Raw genomic sequence first — 13431 nt, 5'->3', positions numbered from 1 at the left:
AAATACCGACTCCTTCGTTTCGTTTAAAATGATGATGCCTTCTCATGTCCATGCAAAGACACAGCAGCTTGTATCCACTCTGTCATTTCCTTCGCTGATGCGTACAATATTTCGTTCGATTCAGCTTCATGCTGCGCCTCGCGGTATACCTTGGCGTGCGACAGCTCTCGCTTCACCGTTACTGGGAGCAATTCAAGGAGCCCTGCTTCCAATCTGATAAACTCAAGCTCTGTGAATACGCGGAGCATGAGTGCGATTGTGGACGCAGGCAAGTTCAGCTTCGCAGCCAATTGCTGCGTGCAGCTCACTTCCGCTATTGGACAATCACGGCGAAGCAGTTGGTACAATTGGCCGAACTGCTCACGCGTCGGAAAGTCGAACTTTCCATTGCTGCTGTCATACAGCAAATGGACCGTTTCGAGCTGCTGACATGCTGCCAGCGACAGCGCCAGCTTCTCTGCGGAAGCCGGTCTGCCAAGTACAAATAAATGTGGACATCGTACACTTTGCGCTATAAGTGCCTCATATGTCAAGAGCTGAACCTGTTGAGAAATTGTTACTTCTTCCCCGTACGACAGGGCAGCTTCCATCCAAGTTTCATTCGGTACAACGATAATCCCTTCGGTGAAAGCGGCCGACTTCAGTACTTTGCCTAGCAGTCGAATAGATTCGCTGCCTACATCGGCACGCTTGTCAAACAACTGAATTTGCGGGATACGCATATCGTTTATCATAAACTGCGCTTTACGCTGGCCATTCCATTCGTTCACCGATAGCTCGCCTACCAGCTCAATTGCTGCGCCATGCGACAATCGGTCAGTCAGATGCCCGCTGCCGAAGCTCACCGCGTCCAGCAGCTTTCCTTGACCGCTGACAGACAGCTTTAGGTGCTTACTCTCCTTGCCCATAGCCTTGCGGTCGGCGACCGTAATGCCATGCAGGAGCAGCTTCGGCGCCGAATTGCCTGCACCGAACGGCTCAAGCTGTGCCAATTGTTCCCGGACTTTAATCGTCGCGTCTTCTATCTTGCATGAAAGGTCGATCGTCGTCTTCGGAATCCAGTCTTCTTCGGTCAGCCATTCATCCGCTAGCTTACTCAGAAGCTCTTCAAAAGGCTCCAAGTTGCTGCTGTATAGGGTCATCCCCGCTGCAGCTTGATGACCACCGTAATGATCGAGCAGCTCATCGCATGCCGTCAGCGCTGCGTGAAGATCGTAGCCATCAATTGAACGAGCCGAGCCTTTGCATTTACCGGTCTCTACATCAAGGCCAAGAATGAGCGTCGGCTTATAATACTTCTCCACAAACTTAGATGCGACAATACCGACGACGCCAGCATTCCAGCCTGCGCCTGCCAGCACGATGACCGAAGGCGCCGGCTTGCCGGCAGCTGCGGCAGAACTGCATTTGTCCTCCCACATATGCTCCGCTTCCTGCACAATGTCCTCGACAATCTGTTGGCGCTCACGGTTCAAGTTGTCGAGCGTTAATGCCCCGGCTGCTGCCGATTCATCATTACCGGCTGTAAGCAGCTCAACCGCGAGATTCGCGTGCTCGAGACGGCCTGCAGCATTAATGCGCGGCGCCATGCCGAATGCAACATTCGTCGCCGTCAGATTGGCAAGCTCTATGCCACCGACCTCTGCAAGCGCGCGGAAGCCCGGTTTATCGGTTAAACGAAGCTGTTCAATACCGAATCTGACCAGCACCCGATTCTCATCCGTCAGCGGCATTAAATCGGCGATTGTCCCGAGAGCGACGACATCTGTCCACTCAAGCGGCGGTTCGCCTAAGATAGCTGTCGCGAGCTTGAAAGCGACACCTACACCCGCAAGCCCTTTGAATGGATACTCGCAATCTTCCTGCTTCGGGTTCACAATTGCGTAGGCGCTTGGCAGCACATGCGGCGGCTCATGATGGTCCGTGACGATAACATCAATACCAAGCTCATTCGCATATGCAATTTCGTCTACAGCACTAATTCCAGTATCTACCGTTACGATCAGAGTTACACCTGCTGCAGCGGAAGCTTCGAGCGCCGCTTTATTTAGGCCATAGCCTTCCCGCGTTCGATGCGGAATATAGTGGTCGAAATTCAGCTCGAGCCGCTGAAACAGGTAAGTCATTAATGTCGTGGAAGAGACACCGTCCGCGTCGTAATCGCCGTAGATCCGCACACGTTCACCGCGTTCAATGGCTTGATGAATACGTGCTGCGGCAGCTTCCATCCCTTTAAGCAGGAACGGATCGTGCAGGCACTCCGTGCCTCCGCTCAGAAACTGTTTGGCGCTCTCCACACGATCATACCCACGCTGCACGAGCAGCCTTGCGACCAGCGGTGTCAGCGACAACGTTCTCGCAAGCGCCGCCGCCCGAGCTTCCCCTTCGATATCAAGCGCAGCGATGCTCCATCTGGTTCTTGATTGAATCATATTCGCAGATTCCTCCTTTCTGAGCATGAGTACAAAAAAAAACGAACGCTGCTGCTATTGCAGTAGCGTCGGGATTTGTTCTTGACTTACTTCATGATTTGTTTTGTATGGATATCCTGGATCGTAAGGCTCAACATGGACCGTCACTTCCGTCATATGGCTGAACCGCTTCATTAAGAAATATTTGACTCGTTTGGCAATTTCATTGCCTTCGAGTACGGAGATACGCGGATTCACGCTAATGACAACTTCCGCAACGGCGTAGTGACCATGCTCGCGAGCGCGAAGCACTTCGACGTTGATTACACCTTCCATGCGCTGCACAACTGCCTTCACCTCGGACATGTCCGCAGGCTCGACTTCCAGGTATCGGCTGCGCATGACAGATGCGGATGCGACACGAAAGCCGCTAGTGAACACGATGACAACGATGATGAGCGAAGCCGCCGGATCAAAATAGTATAAGACCGGGATATGAAGCGGCTTCCCCAGCATAGCGCCACCAGTACCGACAAGCGCTGCTACCGATGCGTACAGGTCGGCTCCACGTTCTTTCATTGGGAACCGGACTTCCTTAATCAGAAAAGCTAACATGACGACGACGGCTGCAGGCCAGCTCGGTCCGTCATCAACACCGTCGGCAATCGATTTAATTGCCGAGATGCCAATTTCGAGCCCGACGATCATGAGCAGCAAGGATGCCACCATGCCCGAGCCTGCTTCCAAACGACCCTTGGAAGGCGGAACCGGAGCATGAGGAGAGCCTAGCTGCCTGCATCTGCGGACACCTGTTAAGGAGACGAACGATGCGGCTGCGTCTGACGCAGATCGGCAAGCGTCTGCAAGCAGCGCTCTGCTGCCTGACCATAAGCCGATCCCGCCTTTAACTGCTGCGATACAGACATTGCCGATTAGCCCTGTCCATGCGGCAGACTCTGCATTGGCATAACGTTGGTTCGCTGACATGGACGCCTCCTATGGGTTGACTTTAATGGTCTTTGATTGTCCTCTATCCTACTATACTACGAAGCAGCCGGAGACTTGACTGCTGGCTTCGGTTTTTGTTTGTTCTTCAGAAGAAGCCAGAGCGGGCTCGCAATGAAGATCGAAGAATACGCGCCACTCACAAGACCGAACAGAATGGCAAGCGAGAACAGCTTAATAGATTCGGAGCCGAAGATGAGCAAGCACAGCGCCGCTACAACGACCGTCATAACCGTATTGATCGAACGGACAAGCGTTTGCCAGATACTGACGTTCACGACCTTCGCCACATCCGCAGGGGTCTTAAGCTTCGCAAACCGCAAGTTCTCGCGGATCCGGTCGAAGATAACGATGGTATCGTTAATCGAATAACCGATAATGGTCAGCACCGCGACAATGAACGGCAGGTTCACTTCCAACCGGAAGATCGAGAACAAGCTTATTACGATAAACGCGTCATGCAGCAAAGCGACAATCGCTGCTACAGCGAAGCGCCATTCGAAACGAATGCTGACATAGATGACGATACCGATACTTGCAACGAGCACCGCTTTGAGTGCATTCGTTTGAAGCTCTTTGGCGATTTCAACGTCAACGGTGTTAACCTCCATCGACGCTTCTTTATCGAATTTTTCGGAGAAGCCTGCCTTAAGCTCCTTCTCCTTCGCATCGGTAAGCACATCATCGAAACGAATCGTTACACGATTGGAGCCGACAGTAAGACCAGGCTTGCCGAACCCGCCATCACTAAGATATTTCTCAATCTCTGCCTTTTGTCCCGACAGATCCTTCTTGAGCGCAATATCTACACTGGAGCCTGCACGGAAGTCAACGCCATAGTTCAGGCCGAAGACACCGAGCGTAACGATACCGAGAATTGTAATGATAATCGAGAAAATAAAGAAGTAACGAGCCTTCTCTACAAAATTGAATTTACCTTCGGATACTTGTGCAAATCCACTAAAGCGCACGTACTTCACTCTCCTTCACACCGAATAAGGATTTCTTCTTAATCAAGCCGCTGCGAATGATGAGAGACAGAAGCAGACGCGAGAAGAACACGTTAGTCAAGATACTGATGACGATACTGAGAAGCAGGATAACCGCGAAGCCTTTAACAGAACCTACACCGATAAAGAACAACACGAGCGCTGCGATAGATGTCGTAACGTGCGCATCAATGATCGTACGGAACGAATGCTTCGAGCCTGCTTTTTGCGAGGACATAATGCTCTTGCCGCTGCGCATTTCCTCTTTAATCCGCTCAGCCATAATGATATTGGCGTCAACGGCCATACCGATACCGAGGATGAATGCCGCAATACCCGGCAGCGTAAGCGTTGCCCCAATCAAGTTGAAGCCAAGCAGCAGCAGCCAAATATAGACGATAATCGAGAAGCTTGCGACGATACCCGGCAAACGATAGAAAATCATCATGAAGAGCAGTATGAGCACCGTACCGATAGCGCCTGCAAACAAAGTTTCCTGCAAACTCAGCTTACCGAGAGTAGCGCCTACACTTTGCGTGTACTTCTCTGTCAGGTTCAGCGGGAGTGCACCAAGGTTAATCGTATTCTTCAGATTGTTCGCTTCGTCACGGGTAAAGTTACCCGTGATCGAAGCATCCGTGCTGTTGATTTCACCGTTTACATTCGGTGCTGACAGCAACTTATCGTCAAGGTAAATCGCCAATTGGTTATTTGGAGCGAGCTTCGCGATTTTACCAGTCACTTCAGCGAATTGCTTCGCGCTTTTCAGCTTAATTGTAATTTCGTACTCACCGAGGTTCGTTTGTTGAACGTCAGCGCCGTTCTGTTTGAAATCGCTACCGCGAAGCTCGACTTTACAGTAGCCTTTGTCAGCGGCGCAGCCGTCAGAACTGCGGAATGTCAGCTCAGCTGGCTTCTTAAGAATGTCACGAACTTTAGCCTCATCGGAAACGCCGGCAATCTTAACACGGATACGGTTTGAGCCCTCCGTTGTCACTTCCGGTTCCGCTACGCCTGTAGCATTTGCACGAGATTCAAGACTCTTGGCCGTTTCGATCAAGGAATCTTTCGTTACTTTACCGCCAGGCTCGATAGGCTTAGCTTCATACAGAATTTCAAAGCCACCTTTTAAATCAAGCCCTAGCTTTACATCATGGAAAAGCCAATTGCTTGTCCCAGCAACAACGCCGACAGATACGACGACGATGATTATGAATGCTAACAGACGCTTCATAATACCCTCATTTCCCCCTTAAGTTCTCTTGTGTCAACATTCCTATTATAACGATGCCTCAAAAACGAGTCAAAAAAAAGAGCCCATCTGTTAAAAATGGGTTCCTTTATAGGCACTAATCGTCATAAAGTTCATAAATTTTGTCACTTTGAGCGATAAAATGTCATTTACGACCTGGTGCATCGCAGGCTGCCCAGTCTTCTTGTACCGATCATTTACGCATTCCCAAACATCGCTGCCTGAAACATACTCGTAGCCAATCATGCGAAACTCTTCAGCTTTGCTTTGACATAAATTTTCGATGGACGCGACCCACTCTTCGCTTGTTAATGGCTCATTATCGCCTGTCATAATCTTCGGGCCTCCTTACACTGATTTCCATATCTCTACTATTTCGCTGCTCTGTCACACTTTTCCTGCCCAAACTGCTCCTACCCGAAAAAATGACTGCATGATCGCGGACATGCTGCGCATAAGCATGAGAACAAGGACATGTCGTGCGTAATTCCAGGAACCAGGGTAAGGGAGAGGAAATGACCGTGACGAAGCAAACGTTTATTAAGGGCGCACTCATATTACTCGTTGCTGGAGTCGTAAATCGACTCCTTGCATTCGTGCCGAGAATTGCACTTCCTAGAATTATCGGCGTCGAGGGCGTCGGACTTTACCAGCTCGGCTATCCTTTCCTCATCGTGCTGCTCACCTTTATTACGGGAGGTATTCCGCTAGCGGTTGCGAAGTGGATCGCAGAAGCTGAATCAGACGGCGATTCGAAGCGAGTGAAGCAAGTTTTTCGCGCAGCGATGGCGCTCACAGTCGGCTTGTCGGTGCTGCTGACCTTGCTGTTTATCATTCTTACTCCTTGGATATCAACGCACCTCATGACGGATCATCGTGTCTATCAGACGCTGCGTATGATGTCCCCGCTTCTTATTATTATTGGAGTCTCCTCGGTCTACCGTGGCTACTTTCAAGGGAAAGCGAATATGATTCCGACTGCGCTATCACAAATAATCGAGACGATTATACGGATTATATTCGCGCTATTATTTGCCAAGATGCTATTGCCTTATGGGCTTGAATGGGGTGCCGCAGGCGCGATGCTCGGCGTTGTGGCGGGTGAGGTCGCAGGCTTCGCTATTCTACTCTGGCAGTATGCAAGCGACCGTAAGCGCGTGAAGCTGGCGATTATTCATGAGGAAGATGGCGCCGCTCGACCCTCCAAGCGCGAGCCGGTCATGCGCAAACTGATTAACTTATCGGTTCCGGTTACCGCCAGCCGAATGATTGGCTCGTTCTCTTATCTGCTTGAGTCCATCTTAACCGCTCGCGCCTTGTTCGCAGCCGGCATTGCAACAAGCGCCGCAACCGCGCAATATGGAGCGCTCCAAGGGATGATCATCCCCATTCTGCTTCTCCCGACTGCACTTACCTACTCCCTTGCCGTCTCCCTAGTGCCAACGCTGTCAGAGGCTGCTGCCAAAGGAGACAAGACGACTATTCATAAGCGGCTTCACCAGTCCATGCGGCTCTCCCTCGTCACCGGTGCGCCATTCGTTGTCGTCATGATCTTGTTCGCAGAGCCAATCTGCCGCGTGTTATACAACCATGTTGAGATCGCGCCAATGCTGAAGTGGATTGCGCCTGTCGGGTTGTTTATCTACATGCAAGCCCCGCTGCAGGCTGCGCTTCAAGCGCTTGACAAGCCTGCTACCGCGCTTATGAACACCTTCATCGGAGCCGTCGTGAAGCTAGTTCTCATCATAGAGCTCGCTTCGCAGCCGTCGCTCGGCATTTATGGCGCACTCATCGCCATAAACGTCAACATCGTGCTCGTCACGGTTCTCCACTGGATCAGCGTTGTACGAGCGACTGGATTCAGTATGCAGCTGCTCGACTTTTTGAAAGTCGGATCCGCCATGTTCATCATGGGCGCCGCTTCGTTATGGATCATGAATCTGCAAGCACTCCCTGCACTATGGCAGAACCTCATTACCGCTTGCTTCGCCGGTATCCTTATTTACTTGATCCTTATGGTGATGATGCGGATCATTGACCGCAACGATGCTGCGCGTATCCCTTTTCTAGGCCGCTGGTTCCGTCCGTAAACGCACAGCAGCATCGACCAAGAACGGCCGATGCTGTCAACGGATACTTACTCACCTACACTACCTGCGCGGACCTCTCGTTCGCCTTGCATCCAGAAATATTTTGCCTCGGTGGTCAATCGTCAAGAGAAAAACCTGCTTTACGTCAATAATGCCCCGCTGCCTAAGTTGATTGTTCAGCCAAAACCGATCCTTGCCGAGCTGCTCCAAATTCGTCTTCTGAATTTCACCGTCCATAATGAGCGGAACCGGCAGCGATTCAAACTTATAATTTCGCGGAAAAGGCTTCGGAAATGATGATCCCGAATTTGAATTTGGATTTGGATTTGGATTTGGATTTGAGGCCTGTGATCCCGCGTGCTCTGAGGTGCCACGCGCTTTGTGGTCCTTTTGAATAATCGAGAGCTTCCCGGTTGTTTCCAAAATTGCGAATTCCACATCAGCGATGTTCGTCTTATTCTCCCGGAACTGAAGCAGCAAATCGTCCAAATTATATCGCTGCTTGCGCATCGCTTCCCGGTTCAGCTTCCCTCGCTCCACAAGCACGGTCGGCTTGCCGTCAAACAACATGCGCATCTTCCGGCTCTTTAACGAGATTAGCGCGATACCGATTTGTACCACGAGCAGCACGATCATCGGCAGAATACCATCGAGCACCGGCCGCTTCGTATCTTCAATAACAAAGACCGCTATTTCGGCGATCATGACAGAGATGACAAGGTCAAACACCGACAGCTTGCCAATCTCCCGCTTCCCCATCATTCGCATGATGAGAAAAACAACAACGTAGATGAGAAGCGTACGGAACGTCAATTCCATAAATTCCATAGTAATCGCCCTCCTGCTTCCGTCAAAGTACAACTATTGTCACCTGATGGACATCCCATCATACGAAGGGGGATATTCGAATTTATGGTAATAAAACATAAGAGCTTGACCATATGTTGTAATAATCGAGAACAGGTTCGTAAATAATTGGAGGGATAGGTATATGAAAACGATTAATGCCATGAAAAATGTTCCAAAGGTTCACATGGCTTCGCCGATGCTATCCGGCATCCTGCATGCTTCCGTATGGCTTGCACTTGGCGCTCTGCTCCTGTCTGCAATGCTGCGATGGGGCAGCATGCAAGAAGCTCAGCTTCCTATGTTCAGTTTAATCGTCCACGGCTGCTCTTCACTTGCCGGCGGCTTCGTGGCCGGCAAACGCTCAGGTACGCGCGGCTGGTATTATGGAGGGCTGCTCGGGATCGCCTACGGCATCCTTATTCTTATCGTCAGTTTCCTTGCATCGAATACAGGCATTAGCGGCCGGACCTTCACGATGTTAGTAGAAACGCTGCTTAGCGGCGCACTTGGCGGCATGATCGGCGTAAATGCAAAACGATCTTAAGGCAGCATGTCCCGATTGTGAGCACTTTTGGAATACCATCTGACATGCTATGTGTGCTATACTAGATCGAATCGCAACAACGGAAGTCCTTTAGGAGGCAAGGAAGCAATATGACTTTGTTTGACAACATGACGACGGTCGCAGTCTACACGGCCATTACCGTGACGCTGCTGATCTGGTTTGGAGCTGCTCGTAATCCATTCACCGTCGCAGGCTTATTTCTAAAAGAAATGATTTTCAATCGCAAATATATGCTTCACTTCGTAGCAGTCATCTTAATACTGTTCTGCAACAAATTAGAGCTTCGCATCGAAAGCAATTTGACGCAATCTTATGACTTCGCTACATTCTTCCAGTCCATCGAAGGCAATTTTGTCAGCACCCTTCAACACACTTTCGAGAATAAATACTTAACGATATTTCTAGCCTTTATGTATGTTATCGTCTTTCAGGCACTGCTCATTGCTTCAATTGGCATTTATACGAACCGGAGCAAAGACCGGATGATGTTCTACGCAATCTGCTACGCGATCATGATTAACTATCTAGTAGCCATTCCGTTCTATCTGTTCCTGCCTGTCAACGAAGTGTGGCTGCATGATCCACAGCATGTCCGTTTCCTGATGCTTGATGTGTTCCCAGATTTCGAGAATCAATATCGTGCCCTGTCCGGTGTGGACAACTGCTTCCCTAGCTTGCATACATCCATTTCTGTGACGCTTGCCATTCTCGCAGTTCGATCCGGCATTAAGCGTTGGGCTTGGTTCTGCTGTATCTGTGCAGGCATCATTATCTTCGCCATTTTCTACCTAGGCATCCACTGGCTGATCGATATGTGTGGCGGTATTGTACTCGCTACTGTCGCATCGACTGTAGGGATGAAGCTGAGCAGGCTGACACTCGCACAGCGCAGCCGCCGTGGCCGATCGATAACAAACCCGGCACAAGTCCAGTTCCTTCGTGAAGACGCCAAATAGGCCGTTCTTAAGACGATAGAAAGACCGTTCTCTCTCATAACTCAGCTGCGATTAACCAGCTGATACGTGAGAAGGAACGGTCTTTTCGGTTTATAGTAACAATTTATTACTATAACTTACTGTTACTGATAAATGAGTGGCCTTACTTCATCAATCAGATGCTGCAGCTGCTTCGAGCAAGCTGCCATATTTGAGCTTCTCGCTCTCGTCTGCTGTCAGCAGGCCATACATTTCGATATCGGCTTCGCACTTCTTCAGCTGAGCAAGCAGCGCTGCTTGGCTTTGCGTCGACTTGGGCACTTTGACTTTGACTTTGTCATCATACAAATCAAGGTAGAGTGATCCATAATCGTCCAGCTGCGCCATGCCAAGCGAGACCGCAACCCACACGCCAAGCGCGAGAAATCCCAAATACCACTGGGCATCGGTGTCAAGCGATATGTAGGCTGCGACGTTCCCGATCGTGATCCCCGTAATATATTCGAACACGGACAGCTCAGTCACCTGTCTCTTCCCTAGCAATTTCGTCATCAGAAGCAGGAATGCTACAGCTGACAGCGTACGCAGGGCAATCTCAATGCCAAGTGTAAACGGCCGTCGCTGTCCTTTCGGTAAAAGCTTAAGATTCATGGAAGCATTATAGAAATTGTACAAGTGAACCATATAAATTCAATTAACATAAGAAAAACGGCCCAACCAGCGTGAACTGGCGGGGCCGTTTGCTTAAAACGATGTACTTCCTTAAGAGTTAGGCTTTAATATTGTCTGCCTTCTCTTCTTTCTTCTCAACCACAGGCTCGGCTTGTACCGCTGAAGTAGCGGCACTTTGCGAAATGACGTTATTGATTGCACTACGATCGAACGTAATCTTCGTGGAGTCGTTCACGCGCAATACAACCTTGTCGTCGGAAATTTCCAAGATCGTACCGTGCATACCGCCGATCGTTACGATCTTATCGCCCTTCTTGAGCGAGCCAAGCATGGAGTTACGCTGCTTCGACTTGCGCTGCTGTGGACGAATTAATAGGAAATAGAATACCGCAAACATAAGTACAAATGGGAGTAAGGATGCTGCTGACATATATGATTCACCTCTTTCCTCAAATTAAAAGCCTTTGTTGTTCTCGTTCAAGCCATAAGCTTCAAAAAATTCATTACGGAAATCAAGCAGCCTATCTTCCATAATCGCTTTACGCACATTACGCATAAGCTCTAGCAGGAAGTGCAGGTTGTGAATCGTAGTTAAGCGGATGCCAAACGTCTCATCTGCTTTAATCAAGTGGCGGATATACGCTCGCGAGTAGTTCGTGCATGTGTAGCAGCTGCATTCCGGATCAAGCGGACCAAAATCATCAGCGAACTTAGCGTTGCGGATGACAAGGCGTCCTTGGCTGGTCATCGTCGTTCCGTTGCGTGCAATACGCGTCGGCAGTACGCAGTCGAACATGTCGATACCGCGAATTGAGCCGTCAAGCAGTGCATCAGGCGAGCCAACGCCCATCAGATAACGAGGCTTATTGGTCGGAAGCAAAGGAACCGTACATTCGAGAACATTGTACATGAGATTCTTCGGTTCTCCGACGCTTAATCCACCAATAGCATACCCCGGGAAATCCATGGAAGTCAACTCAAGTGCGCTCTGACGGCGCAGGTCTTCGTACATGCCGCCTTGAACAATGGCGAACAATGCTTGGTCCTGCGGACGGGCATGTGCAGCGAGGCACCGTTCCGCCCAGCGCGTCGTCCGTTCCAGAGACTTCTTCACATAGTCGTACTCAGCCGGATACGGTGCGCATTCATCGAACGCCATCATAATGTCAGAGCCAAGCGCATTCTGAATCTCCATCGCTTTCTCAGGTGAGATGAATAGCTTGTCTCCGTTCAGATGGCTGCGGAACTCGACGCCCTCTTCGTTGATTTTGCGCATATTGCTAAGGCTGAACACTTGGAAGCCCCCGCTGTCCGTCAGAATTGGACGGTCCCAGTTCATGAACTTATGAAGCCCGCCAGCTTGGCGGACGATCTCATGTCCTGGGCGAATGAACAGATGGTATGTATTGCTTAGAATGATGTGGGCATCAAGCGTCTTCAGCTCTTCCGGGCTGATCGTCTTGACCGTTGCCTGTGTGCCGACCGGCATGAACGTAGGTGTTTCAATGACGCCATGTGGCGTATGCACGCGGCCCAGTCGCGCTCCTGTTTGTTTACATGTTTTAATTAATTCATAGGTGATTGCCACTGCAGCACGTCCTCTTTCTATTCCTAGTAAATAAACATCGCGTCGCCGAAGCTGAAGAACCGGTATTCCTGTTCAATCGCTTCCTTGTACGCCTTCATCACAGCTGTACGACCAGCCAGCGCGCTCACAAGCATCACGAGCGTCGACTTTGGCAGATGGAAGTTGGTCAGCAGTGCGTTCACGAGCTTGAATTCATAGCCCGGAAAAATAAAGATATCGGTCCAGCCGCTGCATGCCCGTATGTCTTCATACGTAAACCGGGATGCAACGGTTTCAAGCGTTCGGCAGGAAGTTGTGCCAACGGCGACAATTCGCCCGCCTCGCTCCTTCGCAGCTCGCAGCATCGCGGCTGTCTCTTCGCTCAGCTCGTAATACTCCGAGTGCATGGTATGCTCTTCGATCGTATCAACTGACATTGGACGGAACGTCCCGAGCCCGACATGAAGCGTAATATAGCCGATCTGCACGCCTTTCGCTTGCAGCTGCTCGAGAAACGGCTTCGTGAAGTGAAGTCCCGCTGTCGGCGCAGCTGCCGAGCCTTCATGCTTCGCATACACCGTCTGATACCGTTCGCGGTCATCCAGCCGCTCCTTGATATAAGGCGGCAGCGGCATTTCGCCAAGGCGATCCAGCAGCTCATTAAATATGCCATCATAGTGGAACTCAATCTCGCGTCCGCCCATTTCGCCTTCTGCAACCACTGTCGCCCGAAGGAGCGGCTCGCCATGGCCGTCGACACCGAATGAGAGCTGAGCGCCAACCTTCAGCCGCTTGCCTGGCTTGGCAAGCGTCTCCCAGCGGTCGCCTTCAAGCTGTTTGAGGAGCAGCAGCTCTACCTTCGCGCCAGTGTCAGACTTTACGCCCATCAGCCTTGCAGGCATTACGCGTGTATCATTGAGAATCAGCGTATCGCCTTCTTGGAGCATCTCCGCAAGATGCGGGAACGAATGATGCTCAACATCACCGGTAGCATGGTTTAGAGTCAACAGGCGCGAAGCGGTTCGATCCACTAGCGGCGTCTGAGCAATCAACTGCTCTGGCAGTTCAAAATCAAAATCATTTACATTCATAGTTT

At 50.5% G+C, this 13431-nt stretch carries 13 protein-coding genes; 3 read left to right on the top strand and 10 right to left on the bottom strand.

The window, feature by feature from the left end:
• Positions 1–23 precede the first annotated feature (23 nt).
• From recJ to AC0LWF_RS02115, 5 genes are all read right to left on the bottom strand, one after another.
• Entirely contained in the window at positions 24–2432 is a 2409-nt protein-coding gene (recJ, locus tag AC0LWF_RS02135) for a single-stranded-DNA-specific exonuclease RecJ (protein WP_474649921.1), read from the bottom strand.
• A 54-nt stretch (positions 2433–2486) separates the two neighbouring features.
• Positions 2487–3398 (bottom strand): cation diffusion facilitator family transporter, encoded by a 912-nt coding sequence (locus AC0LWF_RS02130; RefSeq protein ID WP_474649920.1) that lies wholly within the window; start codon positions 3396–3398, stop codon positions 2487–2489.
• 56 nt (positions 3399–3454) lie between these two features.
• Positions 3455–4387: a protein translocase subunit SecF gene (gene secF, locus AC0LWF_RS02125; RefSeq protein ID WP_474649919.1), complete on the bottom strand. Its 933-nt coding sequence runs from the start codon at positions 4385–4387 to the stop codon at positions 3455–3457.
• Complete coding sequence (gene secD / locus AC0LWF_RS02120; protein WP_474649918.1) at positions 4377–5639, bottom strand: protein translocase subunit SecD; 1263 nt, start codon at positions 5637–5639, stop codon at positions 4377–4379. The genes secF and secD overlap by 11 nt, the downstream gene beginning before the upstream one ends.
• 90 nt (positions 5640–5729) lie before the next feature.
• Positions 5730–5990, bottom strand: coding sequence for a post-transcriptional regulator (locus AC0LWF_RS02115; protein WP_474649917.1), 261 nt, complete (start codon positions 5988–5990; stop codon positions 5730–5732).
• A gap of 182 nt (positions 5991–6172) precedes the next feature.
• Here AC0LWF_RS02115 and spoVB point away from each other — a divergent pair, with 182 nt between their 5' ends.
• Positions 6173–7747 carry a stage V sporulation protein B gene (gene spoVB / locus AC0LWF_RS02110; RefSeq protein ID WP_474649916.1) on the top strand — a complete coding sequence of 525 codons (1575 nt, stop codon included), beginning with the start codon at positions 6173–6175 and terminating at the stop codon, positions 7745–7747.
• A gap of 60 nt (positions 7748–7807) precedes the next feature.
• On the opposite strand, the gene AC0LWF_RS02105 is transcribed toward spoVB, so the two are convergent.
• The gene (locus AC0LWF_RS02105; RefSeq protein ID WP_474649915.1) at positions 7808–8575 is read right to left on the bottom strand and encodes a YetF domain-containing protein; all 768 of its coding nucleotides are present in this window, start codon (positions 8573–8575) and stop codon (positions 7808–7810) included.
• Positions 8576–8738: 163 nt separating this feature from the next.
• Between AC0LWF_RS02105 and AC0LWF_RS02100 the strand changes: the two genes are divergently transcribed.
• Entirely contained in the window at positions 8739–9140 is a 402-nt protein-coding gene (locus AC0LWF_RS02100; RefSeq protein ID WP_474649914.1) for a TIGR04086 family membrane protein, read from the top strand.
• Positions 9141–9250: 110 nt separating this feature from the next.
• Entirely contained in the window at positions 9251–10117 is an 867-nt protein-coding gene (locus AC0LWF_RS02095; protein ID WP_474649913.1) for a phosphatase PAP2 family protein, read from the top strand.
• A gap of 150 nt (positions 10118–10267) precedes the next feature.
• Here the strand turns inward: AC0LWF_RS02095 and AC0LWF_RS02090 are convergent, their stop codons facing one another.
• The 4 genes from AC0LWF_RS02090 to queA form a co-directional block, all read right to left on the bottom strand.
• Positions 10268–10747, bottom strand: a complete 480-nt coding sequence (locus AC0LWF_RS02090) for a DUF421 domain-containing protein (protein WP_474649912.1) — start codon at positions 10745–10747, stop codon at positions 10268–10270.
• Positions 10748–10865: 118 nt separating this feature from the next.
• Complete coding sequence (gene yajC, locus AC0LWF_RS02085; protein WP_474649911.1) at positions 10866–11198, bottom strand: preprotein translocase subunit YajC; 333 nt, start codon at positions 11196–11198, stop codon at positions 10866–10868.
• A 24-nt stretch (positions 11199–11222) separates the two neighbouring features.
• Positions 11223–12356 (bottom strand): tRNA guanosine(34) transglycosylase Tgt, encoded by a 1134-nt coding sequence (tgt, locus tag AC0LWF_RS02080; protein WP_474649910.1) that lies wholly within the window; start codon positions 12354–12356, stop codon positions 11223–11225.
• A gap of 23 nt (positions 12357–12379) precedes the next feature.
• Positions 12380–13426 carry a tRNA preQ1(34) S-adenosylmethionine ribosyltransferase-isomerase QueA gene (gene queA / locus AC0LWF_RS02075; RefSeq protein WP_474649909.1) on the bottom strand — a complete coding sequence of 349 codons (1047 nt, stop codon included), beginning with the start codon at positions 13424–13426 and terminating at the stop codon, positions 12380–12382.
• Between the last annotated feature and the right edge of the window lie 5 nt (positions 13427–13431).

It is taken from the genome of Paenibacillus sp. sgz302114 (assembly GCF_056120345.1).
This window is presented reverse-complemented; position numbering and strand designations above follow the sequence as displayed.

Excerpts from the sequence above, each read along its gene's own strand:
- recJ (WP_474649921.1), bottom strand. The coding sequence starts at position 2,432 with ATGATTCAATCAAGAACCAGATGGAGCATCGCTGCGCTTGATATCGAA.
- AC0LWF_RS02130 (WP_474649920.1), bottom strand. The coding sequence starts at position 3,398 with ATGTCAGCGAACCAACGTTATGCCAATGCAGAGTCTGCCGCATGGACA.
- secD (WP_474649918.1), bottom strand. The coding sequence starts at position 5,639 with ATGAAGCGTCTGTTAGCATTCATAATCATCGTCGTCGTATCTGTCGGC.
- AC0LWF_RS02115 (WP_474649917.1), bottom strand. The coding sequence starts at position 5,990 with ATGACAGGCGATAATGAGCCATTAACAAGCGAAGAGTGGGTCGCGTCC.
- spoVB (WP_474649916.1), top strand. The coding sequence starts at position 6,173 with ATGACCGTGACGAAGCAAACGTTTATTAAGGGCGCACTCATATTACTC.
- AC0LWF_RS02105 (WP_474649915.1), bottom strand. The coding sequence starts at position 8,575 with ATGGAATTTATGGAATTGACGTTCCGTACGCTTCTCATCTACGTTGTT.
- AC0LWF_RS02100 (WP_474649914.1), top strand. The coding sequence starts at position 8,739 with ATGAAAACGATTAATGCCATGAAAAATGTTCCAAAGGTTCACATGGCT.
- AC0LWF_RS02095 (WP_474649913.1), top strand. The coding sequence starts at position 9,251 with ATGACTTTGTTTGACAACATGACGACGGTCGCAGTCTACACGGCCATT.
- AC0LWF_RS02090 (WP_474649912.1), bottom strand. The coding sequence starts at position 10,747 with ATGAATCTTAAGCTTTTACCGAAAGGACAGCGACGGCCGTTTACACTT.
- yajC (WP_474649911.1), bottom strand. The coding sequence starts at position 11,198 with ATGTCAGCAGCATCCTTACTCCCATTTGTACTTATGTTTGCGGTATTC.
- queA (WP_474649909.1), bottom strand. The coding sequence starts at position 13,426 with ATGAATGTAAATGATTTTGATTTTGAACTGCCAGAGCAGTTGATTGCT.